Raw genomic sequence first — 17,892 nt, 5'->3', positions numbered from 1 at the left:
TTTATCTTGTTAATTTTAATACTTAACCAGCGCCGAGCCCCAGGCAAAACCGCCACCAAAGGCTTCTAATAATAACGTCTGACCGGGCTTAATGCGACCATCGCGCACCGCCACATCCAGGGCGATAGGAACAGATGCAGCCGAAGTATTGCCAGTGTAATCCAGCGTAATGACCACCTGATCCATCGACATTTTCAATTTTTTTGCCGTTGCTTTAATAATACGTAAGTTAGCCTGATGCGGAATTAACCAGTCTAAGTCATCCGCCGACAACTTATTTGCGGCCAAAGTATCGGTAACCAGTGAGCTCAACTTACTGACCGCAACTTTGAACACCTCATTACCCTTCATAAACATCCAGGCTTCGTGCACTGAGGCTTCTAAACCACGTTGGGGCATACCCGCACCAAGTAAGTGGCCAAATTCGCCGGCACTGTGTAAGTGGGTAGACATAACGCCCGGCTCTTCGCTTGCACTTAGCACGACCGCGCCGGCGCCATCACCAAATAAAACCAGTGTGTTACGGTCTTCCGGGTGACACAACCGAGCCAGAACATCAGCGCCAACCACCAGAATATTTTTACATTGGCCGTTACGAATGTACTGATCAGCAACGCTCATGGCGAAAATAAAGCCGGAGCATGCTGCTGCTACATCAAAGGCAGGAATATTGGTAACACCAAGTTTGCTTTGCAGTTGACAGGCTGCGCTAGGAAAGGCTTGTTCGGCCGAGGTGGTGGCCATCACTATCATATCAATGTCTTGCGCACTAAGGCCGGCCGCTTCTAGTGCTTGCTGAGCTGCCGCTTCGGCCATGGTAACCACGGTTTCACCGGTACCAGCCAAACGCCGTTCATGAATACCGGTGCGCTCGACAATCCAGTCGTGAGAGGTTTCAACTCGTTGTTCCAGGTCTTTATTAGTCAGCCGTTGCGGCGGCAAATAATGCCCCGTTCCAGCAATTTTTGAATACATGGCAATCGCTTATTGTTGTTCAAGTAAGACAGTTTCAACCCGGTCGCGGATACGCGACGGGAGGTCTTCCTGAGCCTCAATGACAGCCTGTTCAATTGCACTAAAAAAGGCTCTTTCGTTGGCGTCACCGTGGCTTTTTATTACTACGCCACGCAATCCTACCAGACTAGCGCCATTGTAGTGGTCGGGCTTCAGCCATTCCCAGCTTTGACTCAAGCGACGGTAGAAAAGTTTCGCAAACAACCGAGAGGCCCAATGCTTGGCAATACTCTGGCGAATATTGTTCAATAATAGTTCAGCTAAACCTTCACAACTTTTCAGCGCAACATTGCCAACAAAGCCGTCACAAACAATCACATCGGCCTTGCCGCTGAACAGGTCATCCCCTTCAATAAAACCAATGTAATTAATATGGGGCGACTGTTGGAACAGTTGCGCTGCGCCTTTTACGGCATCGTTGCCTTTAATGTCTTCTTCACCCATGTTCAGCAATGCTACGCGCGGGCGCTTACCTAACTGCCTGGCTTCAGCTGCCACAGCACCCATAACACCGAACTGGAATAAGGTATCTGAATCACACACCGGGTTGGCACCCAAATCCAGAATTAGCCCATGCCCACCGTTGTTATTCGGCAAGGCAGACATTAATGCTGGCCGGAGCACGCCGGGCAAAGTTTTCAAAGTGAAATAGGCAGTGGTCATTAAGGCACCGGTATTACCGGCACTGACGCACGCAGACACACTTCCCTCAGCCAATAGATCTAAGGCTACTCGCATGGAAGAATCAGGTTTAGCACGTAGTGAATAACCAGGCTTGTCCGTCATGGTAACGGTTTGGCTGGCATGTTGAATACGAACACGAGGATGTTCGTTTAAGTTGTGCTGGTTTAGCAGCGCTTGCAACTCTTGTTGCTCGCCTACCAGCACAAACTTTACTTTCGGAAACGCGTCAAGCGCACGTGAGAGTGCGCCAACTACAACTGAGGGGCCTGAATCGCCCCCCATTGCATCAAGTGCTAGTGTTAGGTCGGCCATAGCCATACCTGACTAGACTCGCTTAGTTACCGACTACTTTACGGCCTTTATAAAAACCATCGGCAGTTACGTGGTGACGACGATGCGTTTCACCAGAGGTAGAATCAACCGACAGTGTAGGGCCGCTCAGCGCATCGTGTGAACGACGCATGTCGCGTTTTGAACGACTTTTCTTACTCTTTTGTACAGCCATTTTACGCTATCTCCTAAGTTTATTTGCGCTTTAATTTTTGTAACACCGCGAAAGGATTCTCGCTTGGCTCCGGGGAATCATCAATCTTCCCCCAGCTCATGGCATTACTATCAATCGAACAATCTTTATCATCGTGCTTCACAACGACTGGCATGGCCAGTATAAGTTCGTCTTCCACCATACGATGTAGGTTTACTTCGCCGAGTTCATCAAGTTCTACAGCTTCGTAGTCGCTTGGTAACTCGTCTGCTTTTTGTCGCTTGGTAATAGGTGCATACTTAAATTCAGTCTGAAGCACAATTGACATGGCTTCGTTGCAACGTTCACAAGCAACCACGGTGGCGACTTCAGCTTTGCCTTCAATGTATTTGATGTTTTGCTCATCTACATCGAACTGCAGCTGCACGTCAACATCCGCGCAGGGTTCTAACAGCAGCTCCTGCAATCGCACCAGCGAACCTGCCGGAACGACGCCATCATAACTTAATTGTTTCCCGGAACTTTTAACCGGATCGACCGTTACCGGTACTCGAACCTTTTCCATAGCGCGCGAATCTTACTGGATTGAATGGTGAAACACAAGTGATTTCAAGGAATTCTACCCATTGAAACCACGATTCTTTTAACGATTAAGCGCCTGTATCTGCACTTGTATCTAACAGCGGGTTAACGCCATACACCCGCAGCATTTCCAGCAATCGAATCACCGGCAAACCAACTAAGGCATTGGGGTCGTTCCCGCGTAATGCTGAAAACAACGTAATACCAAGCGCCTCGCTCTTAAAACTACCAGCACATTGGTACGGCTGTTCTTTGCGTAAGTACCCTTCTATTTCTTCAGCCGTTAAGTTGCGGAACACCACTTCGAAGGTCTCAACGCAACTTTCTACACTTATTGTACCTTTAGTTACCGCGGCAACTGCCAGCCCGGTATAAAAGGTAACAGCCTGGCCTGACGCTGCAGTTAATTGCGCCACGGCCTTTTCGTGCGTGTGCGGCTTGCCGACAATACTGCCATTGACCACAGCAACCTGATCGGAACCAATCACCAAGGCCTGGGTGTTATCCTTAAACTGCTCTGCTACCGCGCAGGCTTTTGCTTTCGCCAGCCGCTCTACTAACTCAGTCGCGCTTTCGTCTGCTACCGGAGTTTCGTCAACTTCAGGAGCAATGGCACTAAAGGTAAGGCCGGTTTGTTCCAGTAACTGGCGGCGGAACGGCGACGTTGAGGCCAGTACGATTTTATAATTGCTCATGCGGCGCCCCTTCTATTTATACAGCCAGTGCTGAACATCAGCCACATCATCAATCACAGCCAGTGGTTGGTGCTGAGCTAACTGCTCCGCCGAATGCACGCCGTAACTCACTCCAATGCGAGGCATATCAATAGCCGCGGCCATTTGCATGTCGTAAATAGAGTCGCCCACCATAACCGCCTGATCCGGGCTTAACTGAAACTCGTCCAGTAAGTCCAGTAGCATTTGCGGGCTTGGCTTAGACTCGCTCTCATCGGCACAACGGGAACTATCAAAGTAATGCCCGGTTTCGGTTTCGAGCCAAATGCGATCCAGCCCCCGGCGCATTTTACCGGTAGCCACCGCCAGCTTATGGCCGTTGTTACGCAACAACCCTAAAGTCGTTAGGCTATTGGCAAAAAATGGGGTTGGAGTTGGGTTTAACTCAACGTATTCACGCCGATATTGTTCCAGAAAGCCGTTCAGCGAATCGGCCGGTAGTTCCCCGAACAGTCGGGTGATTGCCGGTTGTAAACTCAAACCAATAATATCCCGAACTGCATGGGCTTCCGGTACGGGTAAACCTACCGCCGTGGCACTGTTTTGCATGGAGGATACAATTCGCCCAACGGAATCCATTAAGGTTCCGTCCCAGTCAAATATAATCAACTCAGGTGCTTTGCCCATTACAGCCCTCGTAAGTATTTCAGGGTTTGCTTTAACGCTTTGTCCATAGGTGCGTTCACAGTTACGGTAGCACCCGTTTGCGGATGCTGGAAGCGTAACTGATGCGCATGCAGAAACAAACGCTGTAAGCCGGATCCGCTTAGCTTCTCATCAAAGGCTTGATCACCGTACTTGGAGTCGTAAGCAATAGGATGCCCGGCATGCAGTGCATGCACGCGAATCTGATGGGTTCGTCCGGTAACCGGCGAAGCCTCTACTAAGGTGCAGTCGGCAAAGCGCTCGCTGATACGAAAACGTGTTTGCGACTCCTTCCCTGCTGCATCAACGCGTACCACCCGCTCACCAGACTTCAGCGTGTTCTTTAATAAAGGTGCAGCCACCATACTGACATGTTGCTGCCACTGGCCACGCACCAGCGCGTAATACTGCTTATCCATTTTCTTTTCGCGCAACTGCTCGTGCAGGTCGCGAAGTGCAGAACGCCGCTTTGAAATCAGAATGCAGCCGCTGGTTTCCCGATCCAGGCGATGCACCAGTTCCAGGTGCTTCGCGTCAGGACGCAGCGCCCGTAAGCTTTCAATTAAGCCAAACTGTAACCCGGAGCCACCATGCACAGCCATACCAGCAGGCTTATTCAACACCAGCAGTACGTCGTCTTCGTACAGTACTTGTGCTTCGAGTTGCTGCACGCTATCTAACTTAGCGGAAGGCAACGGCGTTGCTGTGGTCACCCGCACTGGCGGAATGCGTACTAAATCACCCGCTTGTAATTTATAGTCGGGCTTGGCGCGTTTTTTGTTCACGCGCACCTCTCCCTTGCGCAGAATCCGGTAAACCAATGACTTAGGTACACCCTTTAAACGCGCTAAAAGAAAGTTATCAATTCGCTGGCCCGCATACTCTGCGTCAACAGTCTGCCAGGTGACTTTTTGTTGCTCTTCACTCATGGCGCGCATTCTAGCATTATTCGTTGTTAGCGAAAGCAGAAATTGCTGCTTGTATTTAGCTTGATTTATATGGGATAATTCCGTGTCAAATACCGTAAAAGGCATACTGTTTGTTATTAACAAACATTAAAGCTAAGTCCTTAATTACGGAGTGATTGCAGTAGAAATGCAGCGTTGCGGCGATAGACGCGCAACTCATAACACTATTTTTCGTGTGACCTGAATACTGCACAACAACCCGACATGTCCACGTCAGGGTACGATGAACAAACATCGAGATCCTGATGGCACGGAAAAGTTCGGAAGAAAACTGTTGTATGCGAGTTTGTTCAGGTCGCTAATTAAGCCAAAGCGACAACATGGCACGAAACGCAAGCGAAGTTCGGCTTGGTAACCAATTGAACGTAACACGTCGAGATGACGGGTTACTGGTCACGCAGCAGATGCTGGCCAATAAACAATGACGAATTCGAATTTGCGAGCCCGGTATTAGTACCGTCGTGTCAGGTTGTGGCTGACAAAATAACGAGTCACAACAATGAAAAGAATGCTAATTAATGCAACCCAGCTAGAAGAGCTGCGCGTTGCTTTGGTCGATGGCCAACGGTTATATGATCTGGATATTGAAAGCCCGGGTCATGAGCAAAAGAAAGCAAACATCTACAAAGGTAAAATCACCCGTATAGAACCAAGCCTAGAGGCTGCGTTTGTTGACTACGGCGCTGAACGCCACGGCTTCCTGCCACTAAAAGAAATTGCCCGCACTTACTTCCCTTCCGGCTATACGCTTGAAGGACGTCCGAACATTAAAGACGTTATTAAAGAAGGCCAGCAAGTTATTGTACAAATAGATAAAGAAGAGCGTGGCCAGAAAGGCGCTGCGTTAACTACCTTTATCTCGCTGGCTGGCAGCTATTTAGTGTTAATGCCGAACAACCCTCGTGCTGGTGGTATTTCCCGCCGCATTGAAGGCGACGAGCGGACAGAATTAAAAGACGCCCTGAACCAGCTGAATGTTCCGAAAGAAATGGGCCTGATTGTACGTACCGCTGGTGTTGGTAAATCACCAGAAGAGTTGGAATGGGACTTAAACGTTCTGTTGCACCACTGGGAAGCTATTCGCAAAGCGGCAGAAGACCGCCCTGCACCTTTCCTGATCCATCAGGAAAGCAACGTTATTTTCCGCGCAATTCGTGACTACTTACGTCGTGACATTGGCGAAGTGTTAATTGATAGCAAGAAAGTGTTCGAACAGGTACGTGACCACGTTGCCCTGATTCGTCCTGATTTCGTCAATCGCGTTAAAATGTATGACAGCGATGCGCCACTGTTTAATCATTATCAAATTGAAAGCCAAATTGAATCGGCGTTTCAGCGTGAAGTTCGCCTGCCCTCAGGTGGCTCTATTGTTATAGATCCAACTGAAGCCTTAACTTCAATTGATATTAACTCTGCCCGGGCAACCAAAGGCGGAGACATTGAAGAAACCGCCTTTCAAACCAACCTGGAAGCGGCCGAAGAAATTGCCCGTCAGTTGCGTTTACGCGACGTAGGTGGCTTGGTTGTTATCGACTTTATTGATATGACCCCAACGCGTCATCAACGCGAAGTTGAAAATCGCCTGCGCGATAGCTTGAAACACGACCGCGCCCGTATTCAGGTTGCCCGTATTTCTCGCTTCGGTTTGTTAGAAATGTCACGTCAGCGCCTGCGTCCGTCGCTAGGTGAAGGTGCGAACCACATTTGTCCGCGTTGTAGCGGCCAGGGCACTATTCGTTCAGACGAATCTTTAGCGCTATCTATTCTGCGCTTAATTGAAGAAGAAGCGCTGAAAGAAAATACCCTGCAAGTGCAAGCTCAGGTACCAGTACCTGTTGCTACTTACTTGTTGAACGAAAAGCGTAAAGCCATTAATGAAATGGAACAACGCCATAAAGTTTCTATTCTGGTTATTCCAAATCACTACCTGGAAACTCCACACTTTGACGTGAAACGCCTGCGTTCAGACGAAGTGGACGAAGGTAATAGCTTTGAACTGATTCAGAACCCGCAGTTAGCTGGCATTGAAATGAATCTGGGCAAAGAGAAGCCACAGTTAGAGCAACCTGCGCTGCAAGGTTTACAAGCACCATCAACCCCTGCCCCGGCGCCGGCACCAGCAGCCGCTGCTAAAGCGACACCAACAGCTCCAACTGGTCCTGGCCTGGTAAGTCGTATCGGCAAATGGTTGAAGTCGCTGTTTGGTAGTGATGACGATAAACAGAAGAAATCATCATCGCAACGCCCACAACGTGGTCAACGTGGTGGTCAACAACAACGTGGTAACCAGCAAGGTAACCAACAACGTCGTGGCCGTAATCGCCGTGGTCGTGGTGGCAACCGTAACCGTCGTGATGATGAACAACGCGCGAACAATCAGCAAAATGATCGTGCTGCTCGTCAAGGCAAGCCAGCACAAGCTGAAACGGCAAAAACTGAGCCGAAGAAGCAAGCAGCTAAAGACACTAATGCTGCTGAGAATAAGCCGGAAGCGAAAGCTGAAAATAAAGCTGAGAAGCCACCAGCCAAGCCGAAGCAACGCCGTCAGCGTCGCAAGCTGGACAAATCAGTTCGCCAGTCACAGCAAGACGGTGATGTAGCAGCTCCAGCGAAAGCCGCTGAGCCAGCCACTGAAACCAAAGCTGCCGCCGAGACTAAGCCAGAAGCTAAAGCGAAGAGCAGCGGTGGTCGTAAGTTAGACCCTCGTATGGCCGCAGCTGCCGAAATGGTTGCTGAAGAGAATAAATCAGCACCAGCAGAAGCTGTTAGCGAACAGGCTCAACCTCAGCCAGTAGCTCAACAAGAAGAAACAAAAGAAGAACCGAAAGTAGAAGCTAAAACTGAAGCGCCGGCAGTTGCTGAAACGCAAGCTGAGCAGCCGAAGCCTGAGCTTAACGCCGAGTCAGAAGCTAAGACTGAAGAAGTTGAACCTGAAGCGAAAGCTGATAGTGAGGCTAATAGCGAAGCTGCAACTGAGTCTGAGCCGAAAGACGAAGTAGCTGCTGAGCGACCAACTCGCAATCGTTCACGTCGTTCACCGCGTCATTTGCGTGCGGCAGGACAACAACGTAAGCGCGATAAAACAGCTGAAGCTGAAGCCAATGAATCAGCAGCTGCTGAAACTAGCGACACAGCCCCTACTGCTGATACCAGCGCTGCAGAAACGGCAGAAGCTGCTGCGGCACCAGCGCAAGAAGAAGCTGTAGCTGCTAAAGAAGAACCAGCAACAGCAGCGCCAGTTGCTGAGAAACCAGCAGCCGAAGCACAAGCCGAAGTGAAGGCAGAGCCAGGCAAAGCGGAAGCTCAGCAGCCAACTGAAGCTCCGGCAGCAGCAACTCAGCCGGAATCGGTAACGGCACCAACTGAAGAAGCATCAGCTCCTGCAGCCAAGCCGGATGCAACGGCAGCTAAGCCAGCAGCTGCCAGCGGTTCCGTATCCGTAGCTAAGAAAATGGCGTCTGCGCCAATGACGAAAGCAACGGCAGCGCCATCCTCGGGTGAGACAAAACAATTGTCTGCACGCGCGGTAGAAGCGCGTCAAAGTGTGACCAAAGACGAACGCGTTGCTAGTGTCGTAAATGCTCGCAACAAGTCAGAGTCGACTATGGCGAAGTGCTCTCCGGAATAAGCATTCTTGAAGAGCAGATATAAGAAAGGCGCCAATAGGCGCCTTTTTTTATGGTTTGCTAACTGTGTTAGAAGGTTATTTTACCGGCGTTCTTTTCCAGTAGCTTAGGGCCAATACCGCGCACATCCAGCAGTTGCTCAACCGCAGTAAAGCGCCCTATTTCTTCCCGTAAGGCAATAATTTGCTCGGCCCGTTTCATACCTACGCCAACCAAAGACTGAGCTAGCTCAGCTGCACTGGCGGTATTTAAATTCACGGTAGCTTCGGTGCCTTGTTTACTTTGAGTAGCGCTGCTTTGATCGGCTACTGCGGGTTGCAGCAATCCAAACGACATCATGAGCGCAACGATGAAAAAGATTTTCCGTACCATAACTGTCTCCAGGTTAAGCTGCTGTCCTTGCAGCTCTTGAAGTTTAGTTAGGCAGTGCGCTCAAACCAAGCGGATATGTCTTCTTAGTATTGCAGACTTTGATGAATTTGTTGTAAGGCTTCCAGCGGCTTGTCAGCAGCCGTAATAGGTCTGCCTATAACCAGCACGTCGACACCGGCTGCCTGAGCCTGTTCAGGCGTCATGGTACGGCGTTGATCATCAGCACCACTGCCTGCCGGTCGAATACCTGGCGTTACTAATATAAAAGATTCGCCAAGCTCGGCTTTTAACTGTTCGGCTTCCTGCGCTGAACACACCACCCCATCAAGCTCGCAGCTTTTGGTTAGCTTCGCTAAATGCAGCACTTGCTCAGCGGCACTGCGCACCACACCAGTTTCGGCTAAGTCTTCATCACTCATGCTGGTTAACACGGTAACCGCAATCAGCTTTGGTGCTTTACTACCGTATGGCGCCAAAGCTTCGCGCGCGGCGGTTAACATACGTCGGCCGCCTGAGGCGTGCACGTTTACCATCCATACACCCAGTTCAGCACTGGCAGCTACGGCTTTTGCGACGGTATTTGGAATGTCGTGATATTTTAAATCCAGAAATACCCGGAAACCTTGCTGGGTAAGCTCTTTCACAAACTCAGGGCCAGCTACGGCAAATAGCTCTTTACCTACTTTCAAACCACACAAGTCAGGTGACAGTTGATCTACCAACGCCTTGGCGTCCGCGCGGTTATTAAAATCCAGGGCAACAAATATCTGCGAATTCATTTACTCTCCATCTAATCCAATAATGGGCTTAATATCACCCCAGGTACGGCATGACGGACAATGCCAATACAAGGTGCTGCCGGAAAAACCGCAGTGCCGGCATTTGTATTTCGGCCGCTGGTGCAACTGCTGCTGCACCAGGCGTTGTAATAGCACTAAACTGTCACGGGCTTTGCCAACGTCAGCTGCCCGAATATGGAAATCCATCAACTGATGGAAACCTATCATAGTGGGGTTTTTACGCAGCGCATTCTGCACGAATTGCTCTGCGGCCTCAATGCCATTTTCGCTGGCAATTAACTCAGATAGCATCACAATTGACGATGTTGTCGGGTGGCGCTTAATGCATTCATGTAAAAACTGCACCAACCCAGACACATCATTAAGAGCGTTAAAGCACACCTGAATAAGCGGTAATGCTTCCGACAAAAAGTCAGCGTCTTGCTCCAGTACCTGCATTAAGGTTTGTACCGCGCGCTGATACTGCCCCTGCGAGTGCCACAAGCGCCCTAATGACAAGGTGGCCCGCACGCAGTTTGGATCGTGCTTCAATGCTTTCTGGTAGTACTTCACAGTATGGCGGGTGTCGGCCTGCTTCTCGGCAAGTTCGCAATACAGTTGTGACACCACGGCATGCGCATGTTTATCGTGGCGAGTAAGTTTAAGCGCCACAATAATAGCTTTGTCCCATTCATGGGTGGCTTCATAAAGTTCCAGCAAATGCTTTTGGCTAGGCTGTTGAAACTCTTTTAAGCGCTGTAATTCGGTAAACATGTCTTCTGCCCGATCGTACAAACCAGCCGCCAGATAGTCCCGCCCTAATTCAAACATAGCGGTGCGACGGTCAGATTCCGATAAGTTCGGTCGTGAAGTCAGGTTTTGATGTATTTTAATGGCCCGTTCAACCTCGCCACGGCGCCGGAACAACTTACCTAAGGCCCAGTGGGTTTCAATAGTGTCGGAGTCCACATCAAGCAACTCAACGAACAGGTCAACGGCTTTGTCAGATTGATCTGACAACAGTAAATTCAGACCAGTGACGTACTGGCGGGAAAATTGCTGCTGCTCACGTCGCTCTTCTATGCGAACGCTATTGCGCCCCATAAACCAACCATAAGCGGCGGCGACAGGAAGAAGTAAAAACAGCAGTTCAAGCATTGGACTTAGGATCCCTGCCTGGTTTTATTCAATTGCTGCACTTGTTTGCGCAAACGTCGAACCCGCAGTCGCAAGCGCCATTGGCTGGCTATCATACTGATAACGCCAAATAAGAAGCCGGCCCCAACGAATAGAGCAACTAAAGTCGCCACGCTAACATCGCGTTGCACCACAAAAAAATCAACGAAAACAACTTGATTGTTCTGTGCGCCAAAGGCTAATGCTATAGCAAACAAAACCAACACCGGAATCAGTACCAGCAATTTGCGAATCATGTGGGGGTCCTTTCTCACTCAAAAAAAAACGGCATGCTATATGATAGCATGCCGTTTTTGTTAACCTGAAGTTAACTCTGCCCTAAATTGTCAACCCGCTCGCGTAATGCTTTGCCTGGTTTAAAATGGGGCACATATTTTCCGCTTAACTCTACCTTGGTACCGGTTTTGGGATTACGCCCTACTCGCGGTGCCCGATAATGTAATGCGAAGCTACCGAAACCTCTAATTTCAATGCGCTCGCCAGTAGCTAGCGCTTGAACCATTTGCTCCAGTAGCTCTTTCACCGCTTGCTCGACATGCCGAGGGGGAAGCTGCGAATGAATTCCTGAGAGCTTCTCAATCAATTCAGATTTCGTCACACTAAACTCCTTCTCGTGGTCGCCAAGGGTGCTGCATTAATTAATCGTCAGTTTTCGCAGCTTTGAAGGCTTCTGCCATTGCGTTGGTGAACTTGTCACCTTCTTGCTGTTGTTTAGTATTAACAGACTCAACGGCTTCTTTCTCTTCAACTTCGTCTTTCGCGCGAATTGACAGGCTTAAAGTACGGTTCTTACGGTCAACGCCCATGAAGCGAGCTTCAACTTCGTCGCCAACTTTCAATTCAGTGGTCGCATCTTCAACGCGGTCACGTGAAATGTCAGCAGCGCGGACATAACCTTCAACTGAATCAGCAAGTTCAACTTTCGCACCTTTGGCATCAACTTCGATAACCTTACCAGTAACGATAGCACCTTTTTTGTTAGCTGCCAGATAATCGTTGAACGGGTCTTCTTCAAGTTGTTTAACACCTAAAGAGATGCGCTCGCGTTCTGCGTCAACTTGCAGTACCACGGCTTCAACTTCTTCGCCTTTCTTGAATTCACGAACGGCTTCTTCGCCAGCAGCGTTCCAGCTGATATCTGACAAGTGAACCAGACCGTCAATGCCGCCATCCAAGCCAATGAAGATACCGAAATCGGTAATTGACTTGATTTTGCCACTAACTTTGTCGCCTTTGTTGAAGTTCTTAGAGAACTCTTCCCAAGGGTTTGGTTTACACTGTTTCAGACCCAGTGAAATACGACGACGCTCTTCGTCAATTTCAAGAACCATAACTTCAACCACATCATCCAGGTTAACAACCTTAGAAGGATGTACGTTTTTGTTAGTCCAATCCATTTCAGAAACGTGTACCAGACCTTCTACGCCTTCTTCGATTTCTACGAAGCAACCGTAATCAGTCAGGTTAGTTACACGACCTTCCAGACGGTGTCCTTCAGGGTAACGGTTAGCGATATCTGCCCATGGATCTTCGCCTAATTGCTTCAGGCCAAGTGATACACGAGTGCGCTCACGATCAAACTTCAGTACTTTAACGTTGATTTCGTCACCAACATTAACAACTTCGCTCGGATGCTTCACACGTTTCCATGCCATATCAGTGATGTGCAACAGACCGTCAACACCACCTAAATCAACGAACGCACCGTAGTCAGTCAGGTTCTTAACGATACCTTTAACTTCTTGACCTTCTTGCAGATTTTCCAGTAACGCATCGCGTTCTGCACTGTTTTCAGTCTCAATCACGGCACGACGTGAAACAACAACGTTATTGCGCTTCTGATCAAGCTTAATAACCTTGAATTCCAAATCTTTATTTTCCAGGTGAGCTGTTTCGCGCACTGGGCGAACATCTACTAATGAACCTGGTAAGAATGCGCGTACGCCACCTAAATCAACAGTGAAGCCACCTTTGACTTTACCACTGATGATACCGATAACTGTATCTTCATTCTCGTAAGCTTTTTCCAGCTGCAGCCATGCTTCGAAGCGTTTCGCTTTTTCACGGGACAGGATGGTTTCACCGAAGCCATCTTCAACGGCATCAAGTGCTACATCAACTTCGTCACCCACGCTAATTTCCAGCTCACCTTCCGCGTTACGGAATTGCTCAACCGGGATTGCGCTTTCTGATTTCAGGCCAGCGTCAACTAATACCACATCGCGGTTAATCGCAACGATAGTACCTTTAACAATGGAACCTGGGCGAGTTTCGACTTCTTTTAGGCTTTCTTCAAACAGCTGTGCAAAATTATCTGACATATGAGTTAACTTATTTCAGTTTATCGACGTCCACCATTTGTCCGTATATGGCGGGGTTGTTTAAAATTATCTGACTGCAGTCCTTGCGCCAGACCCCTAAAGCCAGCAACACCTTATTGTGCGCTTGCCTCAGAATTTGAAAGTTTGCTGTGTGCAAACTTCAGTATCTCTGTAACTACTTGATCTATAGATAATTCTGTAGAATCAACAAACAGAGAATCCTCCGCAGGCTTTAATGGCGCTACAGAGCGATTTGTATCGCGTTCATCACGTTCTTCGATTTCGGCGATTAATTGGTCAATATTAGCAGTAAAACCTTTCTCAAGCAATTGCTTGTAGCGGCGTTCAGCCCGTTCCTGGGCACTTGCCGTTAAAAAGATTTTCGCAGCAGCATCAGTGAATACCACAGTTCCCATATCGCGACCGTCGGCAACCAGTCCGGGCATTTCTTTAAATGCGCGCTGGCGGCGTAATAGCGCTTCACGAATACGTGGCAAAGCCGCTACTTTAGAGGCCATGTTACCAACCTCTTCGGTACGTATGGTTACGGTTACATCTTCGCCTTCTAAAATAATGTGGGTTAGTGATTTTTCTTCTTCGGCAACAAACTTTACGTCCAAATCTGTTGCTAAGGCCACTAAACTCTCTTCATCATCCGGCGTAAACCCGTGATGGATGGCAGCTAATGCCAACACCCGGTAAATTGCACCACTATCGAGCAGATGCCAGCCCAGTTTTTCTGCCAGTAAACGACTTACTGTTCCTTTACCTGCACCGCTGGGTCCGTCCACAGTTATGACTGGTATATGCTTGATCATGCTGTCCTCATGAGTCCGGCACATAAAAAACTGTACCAGACCATTTGATTAAAAATACGAAGCGCCGTAATTATACGGATTTTAAGAAAAATTGCATTAACTGCCGACAACACTGTGACATCAACTGGCAGCGAACGAGATACTACCGGCCGTTAATGACAGCGCTGTGAAAATTCAGTAAAGAATTCAGGATAGGTTTTAGCGCAGCAATCAGGATCTAAAATGGTTACGCCCACTGGCGCAAAGGTAAGTAACGCAAAACACATAGCCATGCGATGATCGTTGTAGGTTTCTATTTCCGCGTGTTGCCACTGCTGCGGCGGGTGGATCAGCAAACCGTCATCAAATAACTTAACCTCAGCGCCAACCTTTTTCAGCTCAGTAGCCATAGCCAGCAAGCGATCGGTTTCTTTTAAGCGCCAGTTCGCTACATTGCGAATGCGGGTGGGACCGTCGGCAAATAACGCCAGTGTAGCCAGCGTCATCGCCGCATCGGGAATGGCATTTAAGTCCACATCAATGCCCCGCAATTGGCCGCTTTGTTCGGTTACGCCCTGAGCAGTCATATGCTGCGGCTGTACGTCAATATTCGCGCCCATACGCTGCAGCACTTCTGCAAAGGCGACATCACCCTGCAAGCTTTGCGACCCTGCCCCTGCTACCTGCACCGGACCACCGCCAATAACACCAGCAGCTAACCAGTACGACGCCGCGCTGGCATCACCTTCAATCCAGTACTCGCCCGGCGACCGGTAGCGCTGTGCACCTGCTATTTCGAAGCTGTTTTCGGTAAGTTGCGTAATTTCAATGCCGAACACTTTCAGCATGCTCAGTGTAAGCTCAATATAGGGCCATGACACAATAGTGCCGGTAAGCGTCAGTACGCTATTATTTGGGGCCAGTGGCAATGCCATTAGCAATGCGCTAATAAATTGACTGGAGGCACTGCCATCCACTTGTATGGCACCACCTTGCAAGCCACCAGCGATAGTTACCGGAGGATAACCAGGCTCGCCCGTCGATTTAATCTCAGCGCCACCCATTACCAATGCATCAATCAGCGGCGCCAATGGCCGCTCCAGCATGCGTGGCTCACCGGTAATAACCACTGAGTGCTTAATCGTAGCAGCCAACACTGCGGTTAACGGACGCACGGCTGTGCCGGCATTACCAAGAAAGAGTTCGCCAGGTTGCGAGGTCCAGCTCCCACCACAGCCATTTACCTGCAAGGTGCGGCCATTATCGCTTAGTTCCTGCTGAGCAACGCCTAAAGCCGCCAATGCGTTACGCATGTGGCGGGTATCGTCGCTAACGAGTAGATTGGTTAGTACCGTGGGGGTATCGCACAAAGCGGCCATAAGCAGCGCCCGATTGGCAATGCTTTTCGAGCCAGGTAACACAACCTGGCCCGAACAAGTTTTACTTGGTGCTAAATAAAGTTTAGTCGGTGCTGTCACAATGGTGCTTACAGCAACTCCTTCATCGCCTTAATGAAAGCATCGTTTTCATGCGGCAAGCCAATGCTGACCCGCAGGTGGTTTGGCAGCTCATAGCCCGCCACCGGACGCACAATCACGCCTTTGTGAAGTAGTTGCTCGTAAATTTCGCCCGACTTCGGGCCAAACTCGATGGTTAAGAAGTTACCGCGTGACGGAATATAGTTCAGCTTCTGTTGCTCACAAAAAGCAATTAACTGGTCCATGCCGGCATCATTTACCGCAACCGATTGCTGCAGGTAGTCCTGATCATCCAGTACGGCAGTAGCTGCTGCTAACGACAAGCTGTTCATATTGAACGGCTGACGAATACGATTCAGCAAGTCAGCAATTTCTTCGCTCGACACCGCATAACCGGCACGTAGGCCCGCTAAACCGTAGGCTTTCGAGAAGGTACGGCTGACCACCAAATTTGGAAACTCAGCTAACCAGCCAACCGAATCAGCACGCAGCTTTTCCGGTACATATTCGTTATAAGCTTCGTCTAGAACCACAATCACGTGTTCTGGTACTTTAGCCACAAACGCGTGTAAATCTTCTGCAGTTAAGAAAGTGCCGGTAGGATTATTCGGGTTGGCAATAAACACCATACGGGTGCGCTCAGTAATAGCAGCAGCCATAGCGTCTAAATCGTGACCGTAATCTACCGCAGGCACGGCCACCGGCGTAGCGCCAATGGCTTGGGTAACTAACGGGTACACTACAAACGCGTGTTGCGAGAAAATAACTTCATGCTCAGCACCCACGAAAGTGCGGGCTAAAATTTCTAGCACATCGTTGGAGCCATTACCTAAGGTAATCTGACTGGCCTGCACGCGCAGCCGGTCGGCCAGTTTCGTTTTCAGGTAGTAGCCGTTTGCATCAGGGTAGCGCGCCAGATCGTCTAGTTCGTCGCGCAGTGCCGCTTTTACTTTGTCGCTTAAGCCCAACGGGTTCTCGTTCGATGCTAATTTTACAATACCGCTAATACCAAGTTCGCGTTCCAGCTCAGTAATAGGTTTGCCGGCCTGATACGGCTTCAGTTTCCGAACACCCGGGTTAGCAAGTTCAAGCGCATTAAAACGTGTCATAGTAGTTTTGTTATCCATTTTTTTGTGCAAAGTCATGCATGAATTCAAGCAGCGTATCTATACCTGCCATTGGCATGGCGTTGTAAATGCTTGCGCGCATACCGCCAACGTAGCGATGCCCTTTTAAACCAACTAACCCGGCGGCATTCGCCTGCTGCAGGAATAAGGCATCAAGGCTGTCATCAGCCAATAGAAAAGGTACGTTCATACGTGAACGAAATTCAGGATGAACTTCATTGCGATAAAATGCGGAGCTGTCCACATAGTCGTAAATTTTGCGGGCTTTTTCGGCGTTAATTTTACCCATAGCTTCCACCCCGCCCTGACGCTTCAGCCAGGCAAACACTAACCCGGAAATATACCAGGCATAGGTATTCGGCGTGTTGTACATAGAGCCTTGCTCGGCCTGCACCGCATAATCCATGATAGTGGAAAGCTGCGGTTGTGGCTGACCTAGCAAGTTCTTATCAACAATAGCGATAGCAAAACCTGAGGGACCGATATTCTTCTGTGCACCGGCATAAACGATACCGAATTTAGTTATGTCTAGTGGCTCAGACAGAATGTTCGAGGACATATCGGCCACTATGGGCGCTTTTATATCGGTTGGAATGGTGTGCAGTGCTAAACCGTCAACGGTTTCGTTTGGGCAGTAGTGAAAGTAGGCAGCGTTGTCAGACAGTTGCCAGTGCTCGCGGGCAACTATAGCTTTACCTTCCGCGCGTTGCTCAACGCCACCGGCTACATTCACATGCTTAACGAACTTACCCGCTTCGCGAATGGCAAAATCCGACCACACCCCGGTATTCAGGTAATCTACCGTGGCATCGGGTGCAGCTATATTCTGCGGAACTGCGGAAAATTGACCACGCCCGCCACCATGCATAAACAACACATGATACTGCTCAGGAATGGTCATTAGCTCGCGCAAATCCTGTTCGGCTTGCTCAGCCATTCGCATAAAGGCCGGGTCGCGGTGACTAATTTCCATCACCGAAATACCACTACCCTGCCAGTTGCGTAACTCTTCCTGAGCTTGCTGCATAACCTCAGCAGGCAACATCGCAGGACCGGCAGAAAAGTTATACAGCGCTGGCATCAA

General features: G+C 49.4%; 18 protein-coding genes. 1 reads left to right on the top strand and 17 read right to left on the bottom strand.

All coding sequences use genetic code 11. The features are described from left to right. Positions 1 to 15: 15 nt before the first annotated feature. From CCE91_RS06280 to rluC, 7 genes are all read right to left on the bottom strand, one after another. Positions 16 to 975, bottom strand: a complete 960-nt coding sequence (locus CCE91_RS06280) for a beta-ketoacyl-ACP synthase III (RefSeq protein ID WP_086434360.1) — start codon at positions 973 to 975, stop codon at positions 16 to 18. 9 nt (positions 976 to 984) lie between these two features. Continuing rightward, entirely contained in the window at positions 985 to 2,010 is a 1,026-nt protein-coding gene (gene plsX, locus CCE91_RS06275; protein WP_086434359.1) for a phosphate acyltransferase PlsX, read from the bottom strand. Between the two features lie 22 nt (positions 2,011 to 2,032). Continuing rightward, on the bottom strand, positions 2,033 to 2,203 hold the full coding sequence (rpmF, locus tag CCE91_RS06270) for a 50S ribosomal protein L32 (RefSeq protein ID WP_086434358.1): 171 nt from the start codon (positions 2,201 to 2,203) through the stop codon (positions 2,033 to 2,035). Between the two features lie 19 nt (positions 2,204 to 2,222). After that, positions 2,223 to 2,747: a 23S rRNA accumulation protein YceD gene (gene yceD / locus CCE91_RS06265; protein WP_086434357.1), complete on the bottom strand. Its 525-nt coding sequence runs from the start codon at positions 2,745 to 2,747 to the stop codon at positions 2,223 to 2,225. 85 nt (positions 2,748 to 2,832) lie between these two features. Further along, positions 2,833 to 3,459 carry a Maf family protein gene (locus CCE91_RS06260; RefSeq protein WP_086434356.1) on the bottom strand — a complete coding sequence of 209 codons (627 nt, stop codon included), beginning with the start codon at positions 3,457 to 3,459 and terminating at the stop codon, positions 2,833 to 2,835. 12 nt (positions 3,460 to 3,471) lie between these two features. Further along, positions 3,472 to 4,125, bottom strand: a complete 654-nt coding sequence (locus tag CCE91_RS06255; RefSeq protein WP_086434355.1) for an HAD-IA family hydrolase — start codon at positions 4,123 to 4,125, stop codon at positions 3,472 to 3,474. Next, on the bottom strand, positions 4,125 to 5,072 hold the full coding sequence (rluC, locus tag CCE91_RS06250) for a 23S rRNA pseudouridine(955/2504/2580) synthase RluC (protein ID WP_086434860.1): 948 nt from the start codon (positions 5,070 to 5,072) through the stop codon (positions 4,125 to 4,127). The genes CCE91_RS06255 and rluC overlap by 1 nt, the downstream gene beginning before the upstream one ends. A gap of 538 nt (positions 5,073 to 5,610) precedes the next feature. On the opposite strand from rluC, the gene rne reads away from it, so the two are divergent. Then, positions 5,611 to 8,739 (top strand): ribonuclease E, encoded by a 3,129-nt coding sequence (gene rne, locus CCE91_RS06245; protein ID WP_198677977.1) that lies wholly within the window; start codon positions 5,611 to 5,613, stop codon positions 8,737 to 8,739. A gap of 67 nt (positions 8,740 to 8,806) precedes the next feature. On the opposite strand, the gene CCE91_RS06240 is transcribed toward rne, so the two are convergent. From CCE91_RS06240 to serC, 10 genes are all read right to left on the bottom strand, one after another. Further along, positions 8,807 to 9,109, bottom strand: coding sequence for a ComEA family DNA-binding protein (locus CCE91_RS06240; protein WP_086434354.1), 303 nt, complete (start codon positions 9,107 to 9,109; stop codon positions 8,807 to 8,809). Between the two features lie 83 nt (positions 9,110 to 9,192). Next, the gene (pyrF, locus tag CCE91_RS06235; protein ID WP_086434353.1) at positions 9,193 to 9,888 is read right to left on the bottom strand and encodes an orotidine-5'-phosphate decarboxylase; all 696 of its coding nucleotides are present in this window, start codon (positions 9,886 to 9,888) and stop codon (positions 9,193 to 9,195) included. Beyond that, a complete protein-coding gene (gene lapB, locus CCE91_RS06230; RefSeq protein WP_086434352.1) occupies positions 9,889 to 11,046 on the bottom strand; it encodes a lipopolysaccharide assembly protein LapB in 1,158 nt (385 codons plus the stop codon). A 5-nt stretch (positions 11,047 to 11,051) separates the two neighbouring features. Further along, entirely contained in the window at positions 11,052 to 11,321 is a 270-nt protein-coding gene (locus tag CCE91_RS06225; RefSeq protein WP_086434351.1) for a lipopolysaccharide assembly protein LapA domain-containing protein, read from the bottom strand. Between the two features lie 71 nt (positions 11,322 to 11,392). Beyond that, complete coding sequence (gene ihfB, locus CCE91_RS06220) at positions 11,393 to 11,683, bottom strand: integration host factor subunit beta (protein WP_086434350.1); 291 nt, start codon at positions 11,681 to 11,683, stop codon at positions 11,393 to 11,395. A gap of 40 nt (positions 11,684 to 11,723) precedes the next feature. After that, positions 11,724 to 13,406, bottom strand: coding sequence for a 30S ribosomal protein S1 (gene rpsA / locus CCE91_RS06215; RefSeq protein WP_086434349.1), 1,683 nt, complete (start codon positions 13,404 to 13,406; stop codon positions 11,724 to 11,726). Positions 13,407 to 13,519: 113 nt separating this feature from the next. Beyond that, entirely contained in the window at positions 13,520 to 14,224 is a 705-nt protein-coding gene (gene cmk, locus CCE91_RS06210) for a (d)CMP kinase (RefSeq protein WP_086434348.1), read from the bottom strand. 152 nt (positions 14,225 to 14,376) lie between these two features. Next, on the bottom strand, positions 14,377 to 15,681 hold the full coding sequence (gene aroA, locus CCE91_RS06205; protein WP_086434347.1) for a 3-phosphoshikimate 1-carboxyvinyltransferase: 1,305 nt from the start codon (positions 15,679 to 15,681) through the stop codon (positions 14,377 to 14,379). 8 nt (positions 15,682 to 15,689) lie between these two features. Then, positions 15,690 to 16,790, bottom strand: a complete 1,101-nt coding sequence (hisC, locus tag CCE91_RS06200) for a histidinol-phosphate transaminase (protein WP_086434858.1) — start codon at positions 16,788 to 16,790, stop codon at positions 15,690 to 15,692. Between the two features lie 10 nt (positions 16,791 to 16,800). After that, on the bottom strand, positions 16,801 to 17,889 hold the full coding sequence (gene serC / locus CCE91_RS06195) for a 3-phosphoserine/phosphohydroxythreonine transaminase (protein WP_086434346.1): 1,089 nt from the start codon (positions 17,887 to 17,889) through the stop codon (positions 16,801 to 16,803). Positions 17,890 to 17,892: the final 3 nt, after the last annotated feature.

This window comes from Pseudidiomarina planktonica (genome assembly GCF_900177775.1).
Lineage (GTDB): Bacteria > Pseudomonadota > Gammaproteobacteria > Enterobacterales > Alteromonadaceae > Pseudidiomarina > Pseudidiomarina planktonica.
The sequence above is the reverse complement of the archived record's forward strand: the minus strand, read 5'-3'. Positions and strand labels throughout refer to the sequence as shown.

Excerpts from the sequence above, each read along its gene's own strand:
- CCE91_RS06280 (WP_086434360.1), bottom strand. The coding sequence starts at position 975 with ATGTATTCAAAAATTGCTGGAACGGGGCATTATTTGCCGCCGCAACGG.
- plsX (WP_086434359.1), bottom strand. The coding sequence starts at position 2,010 with ATGGCCGACCTAACACTAGCACTTGATGCAATGGGGGGCGATTCAGGC.
- rpmF (WP_086434358.1), bottom strand. The coding sequence starts at position 2,203 with ATGGCTGTACAAAAGAGTAAGAAAAGTCGTTCAAAACGCGACATGCGT.
- yceD (WP_086434357.1), bottom strand. The coding sequence starts at position 2,747 with ATGGAAAAGGTTCGAGTACCGGTAACGGTCGATCCGGTTAAAAGTTCC.
- CCE91_RS06260 (WP_086434356.1), bottom strand. The coding sequence starts at position 3,459 with ATGAGCAATTATAAAATCGTACTGGCCTCAACGTCGCCGTTCCGCCGC.
- CCE91_RS06255 (WP_086434355.1), bottom strand. The coding sequence starts at position 4,125 with ATGGGCAAAGCACCTGAGTTGATTATATTTGACTGGGACGGAACCTTA.
- rluC (WP_086434860.1), bottom strand. The coding sequence starts at position 5,072 with ATGAGTGAAGAGCAACAAAAAGTCACCTGGCAGACTGTTGACGCAGAG.
- rne (WP_198677977.1), top strand. The coding sequence starts at position 5,611 with ATGAAAAGAATGCTAATTAATGCAACCCAGCTAGAAGAGCTGCGCGTT.
- CCE91_RS06240 (WP_086434354.1), bottom strand. The coding sequence starts at position 9,109 with ATGGTACGGAAAATCTTTTTCATCGTTGCGCTCATGATGTCGTTTGGA.
- pyrF (WP_086434353.1), bottom strand. The coding sequence starts at position 9,888 with ATGAATTCGCAGATATTTGTTGCCCTGGATTTTAATAACCGCGCGGAC.
- lapB (WP_086434352.1), bottom strand. The coding sequence starts at position 11,046 with ATGCTTGAACTGCTGTTTTTACTTCTTCCTGTCGCCGCCGCTTATGGT.
- CCE91_RS06225 (WP_086434351.1), bottom strand. The coding sequence starts at position 11,321 with ATGATTCGCAAATTGCTGGTACTGATTCCGGTGTTGGTTTTGTTTGCT.
- rpsA (WP_086434349.1), bottom strand. The coding sequence starts at position 13,406 with ATGTCAGATAATTTTGCACAGCTGTTTGAAGAAAGCCTAAAAGAAGTC.
- cmk (WP_086434348.1), bottom strand. The coding sequence starts at position 14,224 with ATGATCAAGCATATACCAGTCATAACTGTGGACGGACCCAGCGGTGCA.
- hisC (WP_086434858.1), bottom strand. The coding sequence starts at position 16,790 with ATGACACGTTTTAATGCGCTTGAACTTGCTAACCCGGGTGTTCGGAAA.
- serC (WP_086434346.1), bottom strand. The coding sequence starts at position 17,889 with ATGCCAGCGCTGTATAACTTTTCTGCCGGTCCTGCGATGTTGCCTGCT.